This window comes from Desulfosarcina cetonica JCM 12296 (assembly GCF_001311845.1).
GTDB classification, from domain to species: domain Bacteria; phylum Desulfobacterota; class Desulfobacteria; order Desulfobacterales; family Desulfosarcinaceae; genus Desulfosarcina; species Desulfosarcina cetonica.
On record NZ_BBCC01000001.1, the window covers coordinates 97,323 to 114,531 of the forward strand.

The following is a 17,209-nucleotide window of genomic DNA, read 5'->3' on the forward strand; positions in this document are numbered from 1 at the left end:
GGCCGCCTTTCCCGTGGGAACCGACACGCGACGTTCAAAAGGCAAAACGCATACCATCAACAAGGCATACTGAGAATTAAGGTATGATATTTAACGAGTTCGTTTGAATCGGCCCCATTCTGCCATGTTTTCCTCACTGCTGCAAGCCATGATCCATCGACCCACGCATGTCCGCAGGGTAACCTGCATTTGGTTTATTGTTAATTTTTTTCAAGGCTGAAATCCAAATGCGGTTAGCCGGTGGCTGTCCGCGCATCCTCTTGACATATGCTCGATTTCGGCTTAGGACAAAATCAGACCTACAACCGTGGAACGTGTAACCGTGGCAACCGATAAAAAAACACGCATGACCCAACAACGACGCGTGATCCTCGAAGAGATTCGGCGCTACAACAACCACCCCGCCGCCGACGAAATTTATGAACGGGTGCGCAAGCGCCTACCGCGTATCAGCCTGGGGACGGTGTATCGAAATCTCGAGGTTCTCTGTGAATTGGGCGAAATTCAGTGTCTGGTACTCTCCGGCGCCATGAAGCGCTATGATGGTGTGGCAAAGAAACATTACCACATTCGCTGCGTCGGTTGCGGCCGGGTCGACGACGCCCCCATTGCACCGCTCAACGAACTCGAAGACGATCTTTACGGCACCACGGTTTTTGAAATTATCGGCCACAACCTGGAGTTTACCGGCTTGTGTCCGGAATGTTCGCGGCAACGCGCCCAACACAAGGCCGCCGGCTGACGGCAACCCGAATCCACCCTCTCCATCGTTTTGTTTTAAGATACAATTGTGTGTCAAATTAAAAATGAGACAAAATTGGGATTGATGCCCCGTGAAGCGGGCCGCGATGTCAAGGCTGAGCCCCAACCGGTTACGTGATATTGTCCGGTCCTGGTGGGCACTGCCTTGACGCCGAACCCGGAGCACCGCGGGCGCTGATTGAAGCGGCTGAAAATACCGAAGGATCGCTGGCATACATATTGCTTTTTCGACTCCGGAACATCTTCGCCTGCGATTCGAAATCAATCATTATATTCATCCGAGACAGAAACGAGGTGGCCTATGGAAGCTTGCAAACCCGTTATCAACACAGGATTAAGGGGCGTCACGATTGCCAGCACGAAAATCAGCGACGTCAATGGGGCCGAGGGGAAACTGATTTATCGGGGTTACTTGGTCAAGGATCTGGCCGGCAAGACCACCTTCGAGGAAGTGGTCCACCTGCTTTTGTTCGAACACCTGCCCAATCACCAGGAACTCGACAGCATCCGCCGGCAGATCGCCGAACAGCGCGCCGTTCCGGCTGAAATTCTCAGCGCCATGCAGCAAATGCCCAAGGATGCCCTGCCCATGGATGTGCTCCAGGCAACCGTCCCCATGCTGGCGAGCTATGATCCCGATATCCGCAAGACCGATGTCGAAAGCACCGGCCGCATGGCCATCCGCCTGATCGCCAAATTCCCCACCATCGTGGCGGCCTGGGATCGAATCCGTAACGGCAAGCTCCCATCGATCCGGACGCGGCCTGAGCCAGGCGGCCAACTTTTTGTATATGCTCAGCGGCAATGTCCCGGATGAAGAGTTGACCCACTTTTTCGACACCTGCCTGGTGCTCCACGCCGAACATTCGTTCAATGCGTCCACCTTTGCCGCCCGTGAAGTCGCTTCCACCAAGGCTCATATCTACGCGGCGGTGGCCGCCGGCGTCGGCTCCCTTTCGGGACCGCTGCACGGCGGCGCCAACACCCGCGTGATGCAGATGCTCCTGGCGATCGGTGACGTCGGCAAGGTAGACGACTACGTGGCCAGCATCCTGGACACGGGCGGTGTGATCATGGGGCTGGGGCATGCCGTCTACCAGGTGGACGATCCCCGGGCCCATATTCTGGCACCCATGTCCCAGGCCATGGGGAAACGCGCCGGCGACACCCGCTGGTATGATCTCTCCAAAGCGCTGGAGATCAAGGGCAAGGAAGCCTTCAAACAACGCAAAGGCAAGGATATCTTTGTCAACGTCGATTTCTACAGCGCCTCGCTCTACTACTACATGGGCATCGCCGTGGATCTGTTCACACCGATCTTCGCCATTTCGCGCATCGCCGGCTGGACCGCCCATGTGATCGAGGAGCAATTCGGCGGCGCGTCGGCCAAGCCAACGCTCTATCGCCCGGAATCCGATTACATTGGGGATTATTGCGGACCGATGAATGCGCCTTTGTGCCGATGAAGGATAGATAGCGCCTATCCGTCAAGGACTGAACTGGCCCGCTTGACAAGCGCCGGTTCAGGATGGATACCACCCACTAACAGATGAGGATCGAAGTAAACGATGACAAGATGGAAATGCACGGCCTGCGGTTACGTTCACACCGGTGACGCACCGCCCGAGAAATGCCCGGTCTGCGGTGCCCCAAAAGATCGGTTTGTCGAAGTCGACGACGACGGCACGCCCAAATCGGCGCCCACCCCACCCGCCGAGGAGAAGATCGCCGAACCCGAACAGACGATGAAAAAATGGAAGTGCACGGTCTGCGGCTACATTCATACCGGCCCCGAGCCGCCTGAAAAATGCCCGGTCTGCGGCGCACCCAAAAATCGGTTTGTCGAGGTCACCGACGACAGCGCGCCCAAACCCGTGCCAGCCGAGACAGCTGACGGGCCCGGACCGAAAAATACGCCCGCAGAGGCAGCATCGGAGGACGAAACTGCCGGCCAGGGCCAGATCGACGCAGCGAATGCCCCCGCCTGGTTCAGGGGTCCAAAATACCGGATGCTGTTCGATATGCTCACCAAGTTCCATGGTCATCCGATCAGCGTTCACATTCCCAACGGCCTGCTTCCCGTTGCCGTGCTTTTTGTTTTCCTGTCCGCCATCTTCAGTATCAACGGCATGGCCATGGCGGCGGTCTACAATCTGGGGGTTGTTGCCCTGTCCATGCCATTGGTGCTGTTCACCGGCTGGGTGGACTGGCAAAACCGATTCAATGGCGCCCGAACCCATGTCTTTAACGTCAAAATTGCCTGCGGGATCACCGTTACGGTCACGTCCTGGATTCTTTTCATCTGGCTATTGATCAGCCCGGAGGTCGTGACCACCGGGCAGGCACCGCGGGTTGCCTTTTTCGTGATCAATCTTATCATGCTGGGAGCCGCGGCAACCGCCGGCTGGTACGGCGGCAAGCTGGTTTTTAGAGAATAAGGAGATTCAGCCATGAATCAGCAACACGATATCGATGACGCCCAGATGCAACAGATGCAGATGGAATTGAGCCGCATCCTGAGCGGCCTGAAACATGAAATTCCCATTTTCCTCTTTACCCAAAGCGGGAAGAACGATGTATTCAACGATGCCGCCCGACAGGCGCTACGGTTTTTCAGACAGCTGACCGATAAGATCGTCCTGCGGGAGTTCGACCTCAGCCACGACAAGGCCCGGGAAATGGGGATCGACCATTCACCCACCCTGGTTTTCGATCCCGAGCGCTACAACATCCGTTGGCTGGGCGCACCGCTGGGCGAAGAGGGTCGTATTTTCCTGGAAGTCCTCCTGCGCATCGGAACGGGCAAGAGTGATCTCAGCGAAGCGGCCATGGACGTATTGAAGCGGTTGGATCAACCCCGCCAGGTCAAGATTTTCGTCAGCGCTTCCTGTCCGTACTGCCCCCAGCAGGCATTGAACGCCCTTAAAACCGCCGTGGCCAAGCCCGACACGGTCTCCCTGGAAATCATTGACATCCAGGCCAATACCGATCTGGCCGATCAGTATGGTGCCCATTCGGTCCCCCAGGCCTTTGCCAACGATATGCTCATCGCCCTGCGCCCAGACCGAAGAGCTGTTCGTTGCCTCCCTGGACAAAATGACCCAGCAGACGGTCTTCATTCCCGAAAGCGATGCGGCCGAGGTGGAATGCCAGCTGGTGATCATCGGCGGCGGCCCGGCCGGATTGACTGCCGGCATCTACGCGGCCCGCAGCGGTCTGAAATCCGTGGTGGTCGAAAAGGGTGTTCTGGGTGGCCAAGTGGCCCTCACCCCGGTGGTGGAGAACTATCCGGGCATGAAGCAGGTGGGTGGCAAAACCCTGGTGGATATCATGGTTACCCATGCCCTGGAATATGTGGATATCTTTCCCGGAGAGGAAGTCGTCGACATCATCCCCGGCCAGCCGCACATCGTTCAGACCAGCCGCCGAAAATTCAAGACCCAGGCGGTTCTTTTGGCCACCGGGGCAACCCACCGCAACCTGGGCGTACCCGGCGAAGCCAAATTCGCCGGCCGTGGCGTGAGCTATTGCGCCACCTGTGACGGGCCGCTCTTCCGCGACAAACGGGTATTCATGGTCGGCGGCGGCAACAGCGCCGCTACCGAGGCCCTGTACCTGCACAACATGGGCGTCAATGTCACCCTGGTGCACCGCCGCGACCGTCTCAAGGCCCAGGATGTGTTGATTCACCAGCTGCTCGACAACGGGATTCCGATCCGCTATAACACCGAGGTCAAGGAAATCATCGGCGAGAACCGGGTCACCCAGGTGGTCCTGCTGGATAACACCACCGGTACGACCACCACCGAAGCGGCCGACGGGGTTTTTCTGGCCATCGGCTACGACCCGGCCGTTGACCTGGCCCGCAAGGTGGGCCTTGCGTTGACCGAAGAGGGATATATCAAGCACGAGGAATTCCGCACCAACATTCCGGGGATTTATGTCGCCGGCGATGTCACCGGTGGTTCCAAACAGATCGTCACCGCCGCCGGCTACGGTTCCGAGGCGGCCCTGGCGGTATTCGAAGACATCATTAATCCGTATTGGAAAAAGGCATGACCGAACAAACCGAAACAGAAGCTATCCTGACCCCCAAGCGGGTGAGCGACTCCATGGTGGTCATGAGTCATATCATGATGCCCCAGGACGCCAACCCGGCCGGCATCGTGCATGGCGGCGTGGTGATGAAGCACATTGACGATGCCTGCGGCGTGGCGGCTTTGCGACACACCCGCGGCAATGCCGTTACCGCCTCCATCGACCGCCTGGATTTCCACAACCCGGTCTTCATCGGCAACCTGCTGACCCTGAAGGCCTGCCTCAACCTGGTGGGCAGGACCTCGATGGAGGTGGGCGTGCGCGTCGAGACCGAGGATCTCAAAACCGGTGAAGTCCGACATACCGCCTCGGCGTATCTGACCTTCGTGGCCCTGGATGAGAAATATCATCCCCGTATGGTGCCGCCTCTGTTACTGGAGACCGACGATGACCGGCGACGCAACCGCGAGGCTCAGGAACGCCGTCGAATCCGCCTGGCAGAGAAAACCAAAGAGAAAGCCTGCCAGAAAAACCCCGAAATCTGTTGATTGCATCCCGGTGCCGGACTGGAAGGCACCGGGGTTCGATTGTCGAGATACCACCATGACACAACGGCTGACCGCAGGAGATCCCGCGCCTGATTTTACGCTCAACGACAAGGATGGCACCCCCTTCTCTCTTTCGGAGTCACGGGGCAAGTGGGTGGTGCTCTACTTCTACCCCAGGGACAACACCTCGGGGTGCACCACCGAAGCCAAGGATTTCAGTGCCCGACAGCCTGATTTCAATCAACAACAGGCGCTGGTGATCGGCATCAGCGCCGACTCCCAGGCTTCCCATGCCAAATTTGCCCAAAAACACGGGCTGTCCGTGACCCTGCTCAGCGATCCGGAACATCTCGTCCTGGAGCGCTACGGGGTCTGGCAAAAGAAGAAGATGGCCGGCCGGGAATACATGGGCATCGTACGTACGACATTTCTCATCAACCCCGAGGGAATCATCCGCGAGGTCTGGGAGAAGGTCAAGGTCAAGGACCACGCCGATGCCGTATACAAGCGGCTGTGCAGCCTGAGCTGACCCCCACCCAACGTCTTGATGCCATCTCCCAGCAATGGGGGATGGCCATCGTCCGTCTGAGAAAGAATCGATCTAACATGGAGAAAAATGCATCGCGCGACCAGTGGCACCGGTCGCTGCTGGGCGTATTGGCATTGATGTTGTGGAGTACAACGGTGGCGGTGACCCGCACATTGTCCGAGCAGGTCGGCACTTTTACCTCGGCAAGCTATTCGTATATGATCGGCGGGATCATCGGCAGCGTTTATATTCTCCTCAGCGGCCCGCGCATCCGGGCACTTTTGGCCTTGCCGCGCGGCTACCTCATGGGCTGTGGCGGGCTTTTCGTGTTCTACAACATCGCCCTTTACCTGGCCATCGGCCTGGCCGATAACCGGCTGCAGGTGCTCGGCGTCGGTCTGATCAACTACCTCTGGTCGTCCCTGATCCTGGTGTTCAGCGTGACCATCCTCAGGCGTCGGGCCAACCTTCCCGCAATGGGTCTGGGGCTGGTCATCGCCATGGGCGGCGCCTACCTGGCCGTCATTCAAAACGCCGGACTCTCCTGGTCGGCATTCCTGGCGGAAATGCAAGGCAGCCCGGCCCCCTATCTGCTGTCCCTGTCCGCCGCGATCAGCTGGGGACTCTATTCGGTGCTGAACAAATGGTGGACCGAGCGGGCGGACCTGTCCGGCAGCCACCTGATCGTCCCCCCGGTGTTTTTGTTGTCGGGAATCATCATGCTGGCCGCCAAGCCCTTCTTCAACGAAGCCGCCGTATGGTCCGCCCGGGCATGTGGGGAACTGCTCTACCTGGCCCTTTTCCCCTGGCTGCTCGCCTACGTCCTCTGGACAGCGGCCACCCAGGGCGGCAAGATCGTCTTTCTCGGCATCGTCTCCATGTTTCTGCCGCTCATCTCCACCGTCCTGAGCTGTGTGTACCTAAAGGTGCTCCCCGGATCGATCCTGTGGCTATCCTGTGGATTGACGATTGCCGGAGCGGCCATTTGTCTGCGCTCCATTCAGGATGAGCCCACCTGAGAGGCTATCAGGGCGAAGCGATCCAGCTACCGTGCCGCTTTCACGCGGCTTAGACGGGCTTTTTAAACAGCCGCTTCACTGGTATCCGGCAGGCGAATGACCATGACCGGAATCATGCTGCGCCGGACCACCCGCCGTGCCGTCCCGCCCATGAGGGCATCCTTGAAAGGCCCATACCCGCGCGTGCCCATGACGATCACATCCGCATCGTTGAGTTCGGCCTGCTGGAGGATTTCATCGGCGGCGACCCCCTCCTTGACAAGAATTTTTTCCACCTGAAAGGTGCAGGCATCCATCTCACTGCTGATCTCATCGCAGAAATTGCTCAACCGGCCCCGGATCGTGTTGACGAAATCGGCCTGTTTCTCTTCCTGAAGCTGCTGCCAGCGATCTTCTCCCAAATATCCCTGGATCTGCAAAAAGGTATCGGCGGAAAGCCTTTCGATAACATGCAAAATCGTAATCTGCGCACCGTACTGCTGGGCCAGGCTGGCCGCATAACGGTAAGCGTAACGCGCATTCTCCGAAAGATCGGTGGCGTAGAGAATGTTCTTGATTTGTGGGAGCATGAGTCCTCCTGGCTGGCATGGATCGTCCATGGATCGACCGGTTGGGAAATTGTCAGGAACGTTTCCATCCAATGAATTTACGGTTATGGTGATTGCGCGGGGAACAATGCCGGTTCATCCCAACGCCACGTCCAGAATCATCATCGTGGTAAATCCGAGGACCGTTCCGAGCTGGAGATGTCACCGTTATTGCCCCGCTGGGATTCGGGAATGACCTCTTCGATGACCACAAAAATCATGGCACCGGCTGCAAATGCCAGGGCAAAAGGCAAAATCGGGTAGAAAAACATGACGGCCGCAGCGCCGACGACACCAGCCACCGGCTCCACCATTCCCGACAGCTGACCATACCACAAGGCCTTGCTGCGGGAAATGCCCTCCCGCCGCAAGGGCAGTGAAACCGCCATCCCTTCGGGAAAATTCTGCAGGCCGATGCCGATGCCAAGGGCGACGGCCGCGCCAACCGTGGTCGAACCGAGTCCCGAGGCAACGGCACCAAAAGCCACCCCCACGGCCAACCCCTCGGGGATATTGTGCAGGGTGATGGCCAGCACCAAAAGGGTCGAGCGTTGCCAGGATGTCTTGGGACCTTCGGCCGCGCTGGTCGGCAACCCCAAATGCAGGTGGGGCAAAAGTGCGTCCACCAGACGCATGAACAGCGCTCCGCCGACAAAACCCACGGCAGCCGGCATCCAGGGCGTCATGCCCGCCTCTGCGGCCATGCTGATGGCGGGTGCCAGGAGGGACCAGAAACTGGCGGCAATCATGACCCCGCCGGCAAATCCCAGGGAGACGTCCATCAGGCGGGGATCGACACGCTTGGTAAAAATAACCACGCCGGCCCCCAGCGCCGTCAGTCCCCACGTGAAAAGGGTTGCCAGAAGCGCTTGAACCACGGGGTTGAACTGGGCGATATAATCAATCATGGTGAATTTAACGGATTCGAAGTATTCCTGCGATCAATCCCCGAGCTTGGCCATGTGGTCGTCATAAAGCGTCTCGAAGGTTTGCTTGTGTTTGGCTTCCTCCTGGGCCAGCAGCTTGAACAGCTTGATGCAGTCGGGATTGTCGGTCTTGGTCGCCAGGGCATTGTATAGCCGCAGGGCCTTTTCCTCGCGCTTCATGGCCAGTCTGAGGATTTCGGCGAAATCCATGCCCGGCTCGTACCGCATGTCAACGATGTAATCGGAACGTTTGATATCGGGGATCCACTCATATTTATATTCCACCACCGTGCGGTTGCCGTTTTTAAAGTCCTCCAGCAGGTGCTGATGTTTTTTCTCTTCCTCCACAAACTCCGCAAGGGTATTCCGTGAGGCCGGAAAGACTTCGCCGTCCACCAGTTTCTGGTAAAAGTTGACGGACTGTATTTCCCTTTCGATGGCAAAATCGAGGATCTCTTCGAAGGAACTGAAATTCATTTTACCCCCTTGATACAAAAAATGGTAATCGATAAAATCGGAAAAGTCAGCGGAGGGTCATCCCCCTGAGCATGGGTTAAGCGAATCTGCAAGCCATGCATTGGCGCCTTCAACATACTAAAAAAGCAACTCATATGCCATTGATTTTTTTGAACTGCTTTTTTCGCTGGAAGACCGCATAAAAAATGTAACACCTTGCGATCCAAACATCTCTTTAACCTGAGACAACAAACTTGATGGAGGTTTGACATGAGCATTGATCGTATCGTCTTGGCATTTGCCGGCAGCGTGATTCTTATTTCGCTGCTCCTTTCTCAACTGCACAGCATCTACTGGTTGTGGCTGACCGCGTTTGTCGGCGCGAATCTGCTGCAAGCCAGTTTCACCGGCTTTTGCCCCTGGCCAAAGTTCTCAAAATGCTGGGCGTAAAACCCGGGCAGGCATTCGATTGAGCAATACTGCCATTACCCAATTCGCCAAACGGGTCCAACGATCCGATGGCAGCCATAGACCCACAAAAAACCGGGGCCTTCGGCGACATGCCGAAGGCCCCGGCGTTGCGGGAGAAGAGAGGGATTCAACGGGCTTTTCAAGCAGCCTCTCAATGGGCGTCGAGCCTCTTCTTAAGCCAGGTTTTCACCTCGCCCTCCAAAGCCCACACCCCTTTGTGCCGCCCCTGGGAATGCAGATAACGGGATCTCAACTCAGGCGGCAGATCAATTTTGGCCAATTCCACGGCTTCCTCGCTGTTTCGACGGATAAAGTAGATGACCGGCTCATCTTTCCAGGTGTTGACCACAAAATAGTGAGACACATCATCCTTTGATCGGATCACGTAATTGCCGCGGGCCCAGTTGTTACCCCATTCCAGGTAAAGACGGACCGCCTCTTCCGGGGTCATCTCCCAGTCAATGGAATTGACCAGGTTTCTGTTGCCTTTGATTTCATCAATATTCATCATGATGCGGCTCCCAATACTTAAACAGGATACTTAATGGGTCATTCTTGCGATTCTGGTATCTGCATAGCGGTTTAGCCAGAAGCATGCCAGTCGTTGCGCAAGCGTTCCCCGCGCCACCACATTTCACCTTATCATTAATCATTTAAGGTGGTTTTAAACATACTCGCAATCGTCCTGAACGGGTGTTTCCCCCGGCCGATGATGATTGCGGGGCACTCGGACCGCCCGCCCGAATCAATCCGATACAAACATGTATCATTTTTAATATAATACATGAAACACATCGATCAACCCGGCCTTCGGAGAAGCGATCAAATCATGCTTCGATCACGGCAAAAACTTGCAATTTTTCAAAAATGGTCCATTTTAAGATTTCACCCGGAGCGAAAAATAGGCCGGCACGTCTCATTTTCGCCGAACAACAACCCAGAAATCGACATCAGGCAGAAGGTTCCGTTCCAAAGCGGCCGAGCGTTGCTATTTCATGACGAAGACATGTGATCCATCCATATCCGGCGGCGGGGTCGGCATCGGTCCAGGGGTGCACCTGCGCGACACGATCGCCTTCATGGTCACGGCCGGCCTGCTGGTCTGGTTGGTGGCGGCCGGTGAATCCGGGCTGGGGTACAATTGGCAGTGGTACCGGGTTCCCCCGTACCTGTATCGTTTATCCGACGGCCACTTTTCGGCCGGCCCCCTGATTCACGGTTTGGGAGTCACCCTGCAAGTATCGGGTGTTTCCCTGCTCTTCTCCAGCCTGTTCGGTCTGGTGACGGCCATCTGCCGGCTTTCCGGGTCCTTCACCGCAAGGGTGCTTTCACGCGCCTATCTGGAATTGATCCGCAACACCCCGTTGCTGGTCCAGCTCTTTTTCATCTACTTCGTTTTTTCCCCCATGGTCGGATTGAGCCGTTTTGCCTCGGCCGTGCTGGCCCTGAGCCTGTTCGAAGGCGCCTATGCCTCGGAAATCATCCGGGCCGGCATCCTGGCCGTGCCCCAAGGGCAATGGGAGGCCGCCGACAGTCTCGGTCTCAGCCGTTACCGGATCTATCGGCACGTGGTGCTGCCCCAGGCCCTGCGGCACATGACGCCGCCCCTGGTCAGCCAGGCCGTTTCCCTGATCAAGGACTCGGCCCTGGTCAGCACCATCGCCATCTATGACTTGACCATGCGGGGGCAGGAGATCATCGCCGAAACCTATCTGGTGTTTGAACTGTGGTTCACCATTGCGGCCATCTACCTTTTATTGACCCTCGGTCTCTCAGGGATCACCCGGATGATCGAGCGGCGGCTGGCCATGCCTCAGTAGGCGAATCCTGGGCGTGGTGATGAATCGCGAGAAATTACTTTTCAGGAAAGGAGTCCATGCATGAAAAGCGTAGCCCGTACATTCCGGATCATGTTGCTGTCCACCCTGGTTCTCTGCCTGGCCGGCGTCCCCGCCGCCATGGCCGCCGATCCCCAGACGAGTGTCATCGAGCAGGTGATTCAACGCGGGGTGCTGCGGGTGGGCATGTCCACCTTCGTCCCCTGGGCCATGAAGGACAAAACCGGCCAGTTGATCGGTTTTGAAATTGACGTGGCCACGCGCCTCGCCAAGGACGCGGGCGTCAAGGTGGAGTTCGTGCCCACCAAATGGTCCGGCATCATCCCGGCCCTGCTCACCGGCAAATTCGACGTGATCATCGGCGGCATGGGCATCCTGCCCAGCCGGAACCTAAAGGTTAACTTCACCCATCCCTATGACTTCACGGGCATGTCCATGGTGGCGAGCAAAAAAATGGCCGCGGGCATGATGGGCTTGGAGGCTTACAACAAACCCGGCGTGATTATCGCCGCGCGGCTCGGTTCAACCGCGGTCACGGCCACCAAGAAATACCTGCCCAAGGCCGAGATCCGCCTCTTCGACGATGAGGCCCAGGCCTACCAGGAAGTGCTCAATGGCCGGGTGCACGCCGTGGTCGGATCGGCCCCCACGCCGGCTTTCCAGGCCCTGAAAAACCCGGACAAGCTGTTCATGCCCATCCAGGGTACCTTCACCAAGGAACCCATCGGTTTTGCCGTGCGCAAGGGTGATGTGGACACGCTCAATTTTTTCAACAACTGGATCGGTTATGTGTCGGCCGAGGGCTGGCTGAAGGAGCGCAAGACCTACTGGTTTGAAACCAACGACTGGGAATCCCAGCTCAAGTGATCCCTAAACGTGTAAAAGCCACCCCCGCCGACCTGATCCTGCTCGGCGGCATCGGTACGGTGGGGACGTGGCTGCTTTACCAGGCGTTTCTCTCCGCCGACTATCATTGGAACTGGCAGGCCATGCCCCAGTATCTGTTGCGTTTTGATGCGCAAAGCGGCCACTGGGTTCCCGGCCTGATCCTCCAGGGACTGCTGGTCACCCTGCGGCTTTCCGTTTGGGCCATGCTGCTGGCCCTTGTCATGGGAGCCTCATGGGCCTTTTGCGCACCAGCTGCAGTCGCTACTGGCGCATGATCGGCGGGGGGTATGTCGCTCTGATCCGCAACATCCCGGTCCTGGTGTGGATCTTCATTTTCTATTACTTCATCGGCGACCGGCTCCTGCCGGCCCTCGGCATCAGCACCGGCAACATGCGTCCGGACATGCCCATGGCCGGCGCCTGCGTCTTTTCGTGGCGGCCCCCTCGCGGGCCCCGGTCTTCATTTCCGGCGTCCTGGCCCTGGCGGCCTACGAGGGCGCCTACATCACCGAAATCATTCGTGCCGGCATCCAGTCCATCGACAAGGGCCAGTGGGAGGCCTCCGCGGGCTTGGGATTCAGCCGCGGCCAGCAACTGCGCTACATCATCTTTCCCCAGGCCCTCCGTCGAATCATGCCGCCCCTGGCCGGCCAGTTCATCTCGACGATCAAGGACTCGGCCATCGTCTCGGTGATCTCCATTCAGGAACTCACCTTCCAGGGCACCGAACTGATGGCGGCCACCTTTCTCACCTTTGAGGTCTGGTTTACCATCCTGGTCATCTACTTCGTCATCTGTCTGGCGTGCGCCCTCCTGGTGGAACATATCGAACGCCGCCTGAAACGCCCCAGCCGCGCCCACTGACCCGTCTATTTGGCATTGAAACGCACCACCACCGCATCCATCCGTTCCTTTTTCTTGAATTGCGTCATTACCGCAACCGCTTCGGCAAGGGTCGCATAGCCGCCGAAACGAACCCAGTAAAGGGGCTGTTGTCGATTGTCGGTGGTTTCCAGGGTATACGCCGGGTAGCCGAGATGGCTCAGCCGGGCGATCGCTGCCTCGGCGTAGGCACGGTTGCGGAAGACACCGATCTGAACCGTATAGGCGGCTTCCTGCGGCATTGGCGCGTCTACCGATGATCCGGATGGATTCGACGCCGGTTGGGTTTCCGGCGTATCGACCGCCATCTCGGGAGACACTGTCGGCGTTTCATCGGAAGATGCGGGAGGGGGGCTTACAGGTGCCGTATCCGCCGTTGGGGATTCCGGCGGTGACGGCAGAAAGGGCTGTTCGCCAGCGTCATCGGCCGCTGCCGGCGCCGGTGGCGGACCATTGGACGCGGTTGCGGGAAAGGCCGGTTGATCCGCCGTTGATGCGGGTGGACCGGCCGGCAGATCGGTAGCGCTTGGCGCGGGGTTTTCCACGGCCGGCTGGGGTTGGGCATTATCCTTCGGCGAAGCCGTCTCTGCCGCCATCTCGGCAGCCGGGCCAGCGGCCGGTGTCGGCGGGGTTGACTCCGGAACCGGTACCGTGGGGACTTTCATGGAGACCACGGTCGACGACGGGGATACCGGGGTTGAGCGACCGGAAAGGTATGCAATGACGGCAACGGCCGCCACGACCACAACCCCCAGCGCCATCAAATACCACCACCCCGAGGGCCCCTTCTCACCATTTGCAGAGCCATTGCGCTTCAATGCCGCCACCTCCTTACCGAATGCCAATAGAAATACCCCAAAGCCACCTAAAACTCGCCTTTGCGTTCCATCGCATGGGACGAAGCGGCCGTCAAGGGTGACATCCGTGTTATCTACCATGCTATAAGCGATGGTCAGTCCGGTGATGGTGCAACAGAGGGGATATTTCCGCCAGTTCGGATCCTGCTCGGCAGCCTGAATCATGTTCTGCCACCCGAAGCAGCCGCGGCACTGCGGGCCGCGTTTGATACAGGGCGGAGCCTCGCCTTTTTGGATCAAGTGGGGGGTAGGGGTCTTCTTGGATGATTTCGCGTTTGGCTTTTGCATGGTCTCAACACAAAATGGGGTTATCATTGATCCGATCATCGTTCTGATTATCGTTTTGGTCATCGTTTTGGTCATCGTGCCGGTTCCGATGACAAAAGTCAACGAGAACCATCGTTTTTAGTAAAGAACAAAATATTGACAAGATGCCGAGCTCCATCATCAGCAAACGGCGCCCGGCATCCTGAATCCGCAAACGGTCTCGCGCCTAGTTGGCCATCACGAATTTCCCGTCCTTGACCTGCACGATCACCATGGAATCCACATCCAGGCCGTTGTGATCTTCCGGCGTCAGGTTATAGACACCCGACACGCCCACATAGCCCTTGGTCTGTTCGATGGCGCTGCGCAGGGCCTCGGCCTCGATGCCGGCGGTCTTCATGGCATTGGCCACGATCATGATGGCATCCCAGGCGTAGCCCGAATGGGTGTTGATGGGGAACTGCCTGTCGTAATGGTACTGATCGGTATAGAGCCGCACGAATTCCTGGATCACCGGTTTCTGCGGATCGTCGTCAGGCAGTTCATCGGCCACCATCAGCTTGGTGGCCGGCATGCGATCCCCCTCACAGGCGCTGCCGGCCAGCTGGATGTAGGTGGGGTCCGGCTGACCGTGACACTGAAACAAGGGGATATCGATGCCCAGCTGGGCGCGGTTCTTGGCGACGATGGCGCCGGCCGGACCGATGGTCCAGACCACCAGGGCCTGGGGAGCGGCGTTCTTCACATTGGTCAGCTGGGTGGTGACATCGGTGTCCTTGGGTCCGAAAGCCTCCTGGGCCACGACCGTGATGCCGAATTCGGGGGCCAGCTGGGTCAGCCAAACATCACCATCCTTGCCAAAGCCGTCCGAAGCGGTCAGGAGGGCAATCTTTGTGAGCCCCTTCTCCTTGAGGTACATGTAGAGCCGCTTGACCGCCACCGACGAGCGCTGGGGCGACTTGAAAACCCAGTCGAAAGGCCCCAACTTCTCTCCGCCCATGATCACCGGATCACCGCCCACGGTCATGAAGGTGGGCACCTTGCCCTGCTGGACGATCTTCTTGACGGCCATGCCGGTACCGGTACGGGTGGGCCCGATGATGGCCGCCACCTTGTCCTTGTAGATGAACTTCTTGGCGATGTTAGCGCCTTGGCCGGATCGCCCTCGGTATCACCGAGGATCAGCTCGATTTTCTTGCCGTTGACCCCGCCGGCGGCATTGATCTTGTCCACCACCATGTCGGCCACCAGCTTGGTGGGGGTACCGATGACCGCCGCCGGACCGGACACGTCGAAAAACGCGCCGATCTTGATGGTATCCGCGGCAAAGGCAGCCCCGCCGGCCACCAGCATCAATGCGACGGCCACGGCCGCCAGTCTCCCGATCTTTTTCATTGCGCCTCCTCCTTATTTCTTAAGCCAATCCGTACTTGATGGTCTTACCGTATCAAACGATCTCATCGGTAATGCGCGTGTCGAATACCCGCTGGGCCTTGCGCTCGCTGCGCGGCAGGGAGCCGTAATCGGTCAGTTCAGCGTCGATGGTTACCAGCAGTTGTTTTTTGATCTGGTAGCCGATCTCGTGGATCAGTTCGGCACCGCGGCCGGCATCCACCCCCTGGCCGCGTTCGACGACCAGGCGCATGAAATCCTTTCCCGATTCGCCGTCGCGGGTCAGGTGCATCTGGTATTCGGACCCCAGGCCCGGGATGGCCGAAAGGATCGTATCCATGGTCGACGGGTAGATATTGACGCCGCGGAATTTGATCGTGTCGTCGCTGCGGCCCTTGATGCGCGAATGGCGGGGCATGATCGAGCCACAGGTGCACCGCCCGGGAATGATGCGGGTGATGTCCCGGGTACGGTAGCGGATCAGGGGCGCGGCCTCCTTGCCGAGGGTGGTCACGACCATCTCCCCCCATTCGCCGTCGGGCACCGGCGCCAGGGTCTGCGGATCAATGATCTCCAGGATGTAGCAATCCCCCCAGTAGTGGATGCAGTCGTGGTCCGGGCACTCGATACCGGCCCCGGGACCGTAGAGCTCGGTCAGGCCGGTGATGTCGAAGAGCTCGGCCCCCCCAAACAGTTCCGAGATCTTGCGGCGCATGGAACGCGAACTGCGCTCGGAGCCGTAAATGATCTTGCGGATATGGATGCGGTCGGCAATGCCCCGATGGTGGATCTCCTCGGCCATGAGCAGGGCCATGGAGGCGGTGCTGCAGAAAACCGTCGAGCGCGCGTCCTCCATGAACTGCAAATGCATGTCCACATTGCCCGGCCCCACGGGAATGGCCATGGCGCCCATCTTCTCACATCCCAACTGGAAGCCCATGCCGGCGGTCCAGATGCCGTAGCCCACGGCGATCTGCACCCGGTCCAGGGGGGTGACCCCGGCCATTTCATAGCAACGGGCGAAGAAGTGGATCCAGTCATCCAGGTCCTTTTGGGTATAGCCGAGGATCTTGCGTTTGCCGGTCGTGCCGGAGCTGGCGTGAATGCGGACGATCTGCTCGAAGGGAACGGCACGCAAGGGAAACGGATAGCCGTCGCGCAGGTCCTGGGCCGAGGTAAAGGGCAGCCGCCGCAAGTCGTCCAGGCTGCGAATCGCCTCCGGATCGACGCCGGCCGCATCCATGTGCTCGCGGTAAAAACTCGATCCCTCGTAGGCATGGCGCACGGTCCACTTCAGCCCCTCGAGCTGACGGGCGGCAAGGGCGGCTTCATCGGTGAAGTCAGGCATAAAGGTCTGGTTGTGCATGGCAGGTTTCTCCAAACGGATATTGGTCAGGCCGGCGGCCCCCAACCGGCTGGCCGCGGGTTTCTCTTCGCTGGCGGCGCCCAGAAATGCGGCGCGCAGGGCCGGATCGACGAGCAGGTCGGCACTGCGTCCCTTCTGGACGATACGCCCACCGGCCATCAGAAAGGCGCGGTGGGAGGCGGACAGTGCCCGGGCGGCATTCTGTTCGACCAGCAAAATAGTCACGCCGGCGCGCGACAGTTGGTGAATGATATCGAAAATCTCATCGGTGATCAGCGGCGCCAGCCCCAGGCTGGGTTCATCGAGCAAGAGCAGGCGCGGGCGGGCCATCAGGGCGCGACCCATGGCCAGCATCTGCTGCTCGCCCCCGGAAAGGGTGCCGG

At 58.6% G+C, this 17,209-nt stretch carries 19 protein-coding genes and 2 pseudogenes; 14 read left to right on the forward strand and 7 right to left on the reverse strand.

Going from position 1 to position 17,209, the window contains the following annotated elements; translation table 11 throughout:
* Positions 1 to 322: 322 nt before the first annotated feature.
* From JCM12296_RS00495 to JCM12296_RS00525, 9 genes and pseudogenes are all read left to right on the forward strand, one after another.
* On the forward strand, positions 323 to 742 hold the full coding sequence (locus JCM12296_RS00495) for a Fur family transcriptional regulator (RefSeq protein WP_246803876.1): 420 nt from the start codon (positions 323 to 325) through the stop codon (positions 740 to 742).
* Positions 743 to 1,063: 321 nt separating this feature from the next.
* Positions 1,064 to 1,579: a citrate/2-methylcitrate synthase gene (locus JCM12296_RS51255; protein ID WP_479690841.1), complete on the forward strand. Its 516-nt coding sequence runs from the start codon at positions 1,064 to 1,066 to the stop codon at positions 1,577 to 1,579.
* On the forward strand, positions 1,554 to 2,228 hold the full coding sequence (locus tag JCM12296_RS51260; RefSeq protein ID WP_479690842.1) for a citrate/2-methylcitrate synthase: 675 nt from the start codon (positions 1,554 to 1,556) through the stop codon (positions 2,226 to 2,228). Before JCM12296_RS51255 ends, JCM12296_RS51260 begins: the two co-directional genes overlap by 26 nt.
* Before the next feature lie 102 nt (positions 2,229 to 2,330).
* The gene (locus tag JCM12296_RS46860) at positions 2,331 to 3,200 is read left to right on the forward strand and encodes a DUF2231 domain-containing protein (protein WP_054688771.1); all 870 of its coding nucleotides are present in this window, start codon (positions 2,331 to 2,333) and stop codon (positions 3,198 to 3,200) included.
* Positions 3,201 to 3,590: 390 nt separating this feature from the next.
* A pseudogene (locus tag JCM12296_RS43110) lies at positions 3,591 to 3,749 on the forward strand (thioredoxin family protein); the annotation flags it as partial.
* Between the two features lie 16 nt (positions 3,750 to 3,765).
* Positions 3,766 to 4,821 carry an NAD(P)/FAD-dependent oxidoreductase gene (locus tag JCM12296_RS00510; protein ID WP_218187905.1) on the forward strand — a complete coding sequence of 352 codons (1,056 nt, stop codon included), beginning with the start codon at positions 3,766 to 3,768 and terminating at the stop codon, positions 4,819 to 4,821.
* The gene (locus JCM12296_RS00515) at positions 4,818 to 5,348 is read left to right on the forward strand and encodes an acyl-CoA thioesterase (RefSeq protein WP_054688773.1); all 531 of its coding nucleotides are present in this window, start codon (positions 4,818 to 4,820) and stop codon (positions 5,346 to 5,348) included. The genes JCM12296_RS00510 and JCM12296_RS00515 overlap by 4 nt, the downstream gene beginning before the upstream one ends.
* Positions 5,349 to 5,403: 55 nt before the next feature.
* Positions 5,404 to 5,877: a thioredoxin-dependent thiol peroxidase gene (gene bcp / locus JCM12296_RS00520; RefSeq protein WP_054688775.1), complete on the forward strand. Its 474-nt coding sequence runs from the start codon at positions 5,404 to 5,406 to the stop codon at positions 5,875 to 5,877.
* Positions 5,862 to 6,896 carry an EamA family transporter gene (locus JCM12296_RS00525; RefSeq protein WP_054688777.1) on the forward strand — a complete coding sequence of 345 codons (1,035 nt, stop codon included), beginning with the start codon at positions 5,862 to 5,864 and terminating at the stop codon, positions 6,894 to 6,896. The genes bcp and JCM12296_RS00525 overlap by 16 nt, the downstream gene beginning before the upstream one ends.
* Positions 6,897 to 6,958: 62 nt before the next feature.
* Here the strand turns inward: JCM12296_RS00525 and JCM12296_RS00530 are convergent, their stop codons facing one another.
* The 3 genes from JCM12296_RS00530 to JCM12296_RS00540 all read right to left on the reverse strand — a co-directional run bounded on the left by JCM12296_RS00530 (position 6,959) and on the right by JCM12296_RS00540 (position 8,886).
* On the reverse strand, positions 6,959 to 7,465 hold the full coding sequence (locus tag JCM12296_RS00530; RefSeq protein ID WP_054688780.1) for a universal stress protein: 507 nt from the start codon (positions 7,463 to 7,465) through the stop codon (positions 6,959 to 6,961).
* A 140-nt stretch (positions 7,466 to 7,605) separates the two neighbouring features.
* Positions 7,606 to 8,391: a ZIP family metal transporter gene (locus tag JCM12296_RS00535; RefSeq protein ID WP_281491888.1), complete on the reverse strand. Its 786-nt coding sequence runs from the start codon at positions 8,389 to 8,391 to the stop codon at positions 7,606 to 7,608.
* A 33-nt stretch (positions 8,392 to 8,424) separates the two neighbouring features.
* A complete protein-coding gene (locus tag JCM12296_RS00540; protein ID WP_054688782.1) occupies positions 8,425 to 8,886 on the reverse strand; it encodes a ferritin-like domain-containing protein in 462 nt (153 codons plus the stop codon).
* Positions 8,887 to 9,135: 249 nt separating this feature from the next.
* Here JCM12296_RS00540 and JCM12296_RS00545 point away from each other — a divergent pair, with 249 nt between their 5' ends.
* A complete protein-coding gene (locus JCM12296_RS00545; protein ID WP_246803877.1) occupies positions 9,136 to 9,315 on the forward strand; it encodes a YgaP family membrane protein in 180 nt (59 codons plus the stop codon).
* 172 nt (positions 9,316 to 9,487) lie between these two features.
* Here the strand turns inward: JCM12296_RS00545 and JCM12296_RS00550 are convergent, their stop codons facing one another.
* Positions 9,488 to 9,847, reverse strand: a complete 360-nt coding sequence (locus JCM12296_RS00550) for a DVU0772 family protein (protein ID WP_054688784.1) — start codon at positions 9,845 to 9,847, stop codon at positions 9,488 to 9,490.
* A 484-nt stretch (positions 9,848 to 10,331) separates the two neighbouring features.
* Here JCM12296_RS00550 and JCM12296_RS00555 point away from each other — a divergent pair, with 484 nt between their 5' ends.
* The 4 genes from JCM12296_RS00555 (at position 10,332) to JCM12296_RS41100 (ending at position 12,926) form a co-directional block, all read left to right on the forward strand.
* The gene (locus JCM12296_RS00555; RefSeq protein WP_246803878.1) at positions 10,332 to 11,156 is read left to right on the forward strand and encodes an amino acid ABC transporter permease; all 825 of its coding nucleotides are present in this window, start codon (positions 10,332 to 10,334) and stop codon (positions 11,154 to 11,156) included.
* 60 nt (positions 11,157 to 11,216) lie between these two features.
* Entirely contained in the window at positions 11,217 to 12,041 is an 825-nt protein-coding gene (locus tag JCM12296_RS00560) for a transporter substrate-binding domain-containing protein (protein WP_054688786.1), read from the forward strand.
* On the forward strand, positions 12,038 to 12,337 hold the full coding sequence (locus JCM12296_RS41095; protein ID WP_054688788.1) for a hypothetical protein: 300 nt from the start codon (positions 12,038 to 12,040) through the stop codon (positions 12,335 to 12,337). The genes JCM12296_RS00560 and JCM12296_RS41095 overlap by 4 nt, the downstream gene beginning before the upstream one ends.
* Positions 12,338 to 12,494: 157 nt before the next feature.
* Complete coding sequence (locus JCM12296_RS41100; RefSeq protein ID WP_054688790.1) at positions 12,495 to 12,926, forward strand: amino acid ABC transporter permease; 432 nt, start codon at positions 12,495 to 12,497, stop codon at positions 12,924 to 12,926.
* Positions 12,927 to 12,931: 5 nt separating this feature from the next.
* On the opposite strand, the gene JCM12296_RS00575 is transcribed toward JCM12296_RS41100, so the two are convergent.
* The 3 genes and pseudogenes from JCM12296_RS00575 to JCM12296_RS00585 all read right to left on the reverse strand — a co-directional run.
* Positions 12,932 to 14,089, reverse strand: coding sequence for an SPOR domain-containing protein (locus JCM12296_RS00575; protein WP_172683701.1), 1,158 nt, complete (start codon positions 14,087 to 14,089; stop codon positions 12,932 to 12,934).
* A gap of 205 nt (positions 14,090 to 14,294) precedes the next feature.
* Positions 14,295 to 15,463, reverse strand: a pseudogene (locus JCM12296_RS00580) (ABC transporter substrate-binding protein).
* 52 nt (positions 15,464 to 15,515) lie between these two features.
* Positions 15,516 to 17,209: AMP-binding protein (locus JCM12296_RS00585; protein ID WP_054688804.1), on the reverse strand; the 1,694-nt coding region annotated here is incomplete at its 5' end.

Coding starts and splice junctions, on each gene's coding strand:
- JCM12296_RS51255 (WP_479690841.1), top strand. CDS start 1,064: ATGGAAGCTTGCAAACCCGTTATCAACACAGGATTAAGGGGCGTCACG.
- JCM12296_RS51260 (WP_479690842.1), top strand. CDS start 1,554: ATGCTCAGCGGCAATGTCCCGGATGAAGAGTTGACCCACTTTTTCGAC.
- JCM12296_RS46860 (WP_054688771.1), top strand. CDS start 2,331: ATGACAAGATGGAAATGCACGGCCTGCGGTTACGTTCACACCGGTGAC.
- JCM12296_RS00510 (WP_218187905.1), top strand. CDS start 3,766: ATGGTGCCCATTCGGTCCCCCAGGCCTTTGCCAACGATATGCTCATCG.
- JCM12296_RS00515 (WP_054688773.1), top strand. CDS start 4,818: ATGACCGAACAAACCGAAACAGAAGCTATCCTGACCCCCAAGCGGGTG.
- bcp (WP_054688775.1), top strand. CDS start 5,404: ATGACACAACGGCTGACCGCAGGAGATCCCGCGCCTGATTTTACGCTC.
- JCM12296_RS00530 (WP_054688780.1), bottom strand. CDS start 7,465: ATGCTCCCACAAATCAAGAACATTCTCTACGCCACCGATCTTTCGGAG.
- JCM12296_RS00535 (WP_281491888.1), bottom strand. CDS start 8,391: ATGATTGATTATATCGCCCAGTTCAACCCCGTGGTTCAAGCGCTTCTG.
- JCM12296_RS00540 (WP_054688782.1), bottom strand. CDS start 8,886: ATGAATTTCAGTTCCTTCGAAGAGATCCTCGATTTTGCCATCGAAAGG.
- JCM12296_RS00545 (WP_246803877.1), top strand. CDS start 9,136: ATGAGCATTGATCGTATCGTCTTGGCATTTGCCGGCAGCGTGATTCTT.
- JCM12296_RS00550 (WP_054688784.1), bottom strand. CDS start 9,847: ATGATGAATATTGATGAAATCAAAGGCAACAGAAACCTGGTCAATTCC.
- JCM12296_RS00555 (WP_246803878.1), top strand. CDS start 10,332: ATGACGAAGACATGTGATCCATCCATATCCGGCGGCGGGGTCGGCATC.
- JCM12296_RS00560 (WP_054688786.1), top strand. CDS start 11,217: ATGAAAAGCGTAGCCCGTACATTCCGGATCATGTTGCTGTCCACCCTG.
- JCM12296_RS00575 (WP_172683701.1), bottom strand. CDS start 14,089: ATGCAAAAGCCAAACGCGAAATCATCCAAGAAGACCCCTACCCCCCAC.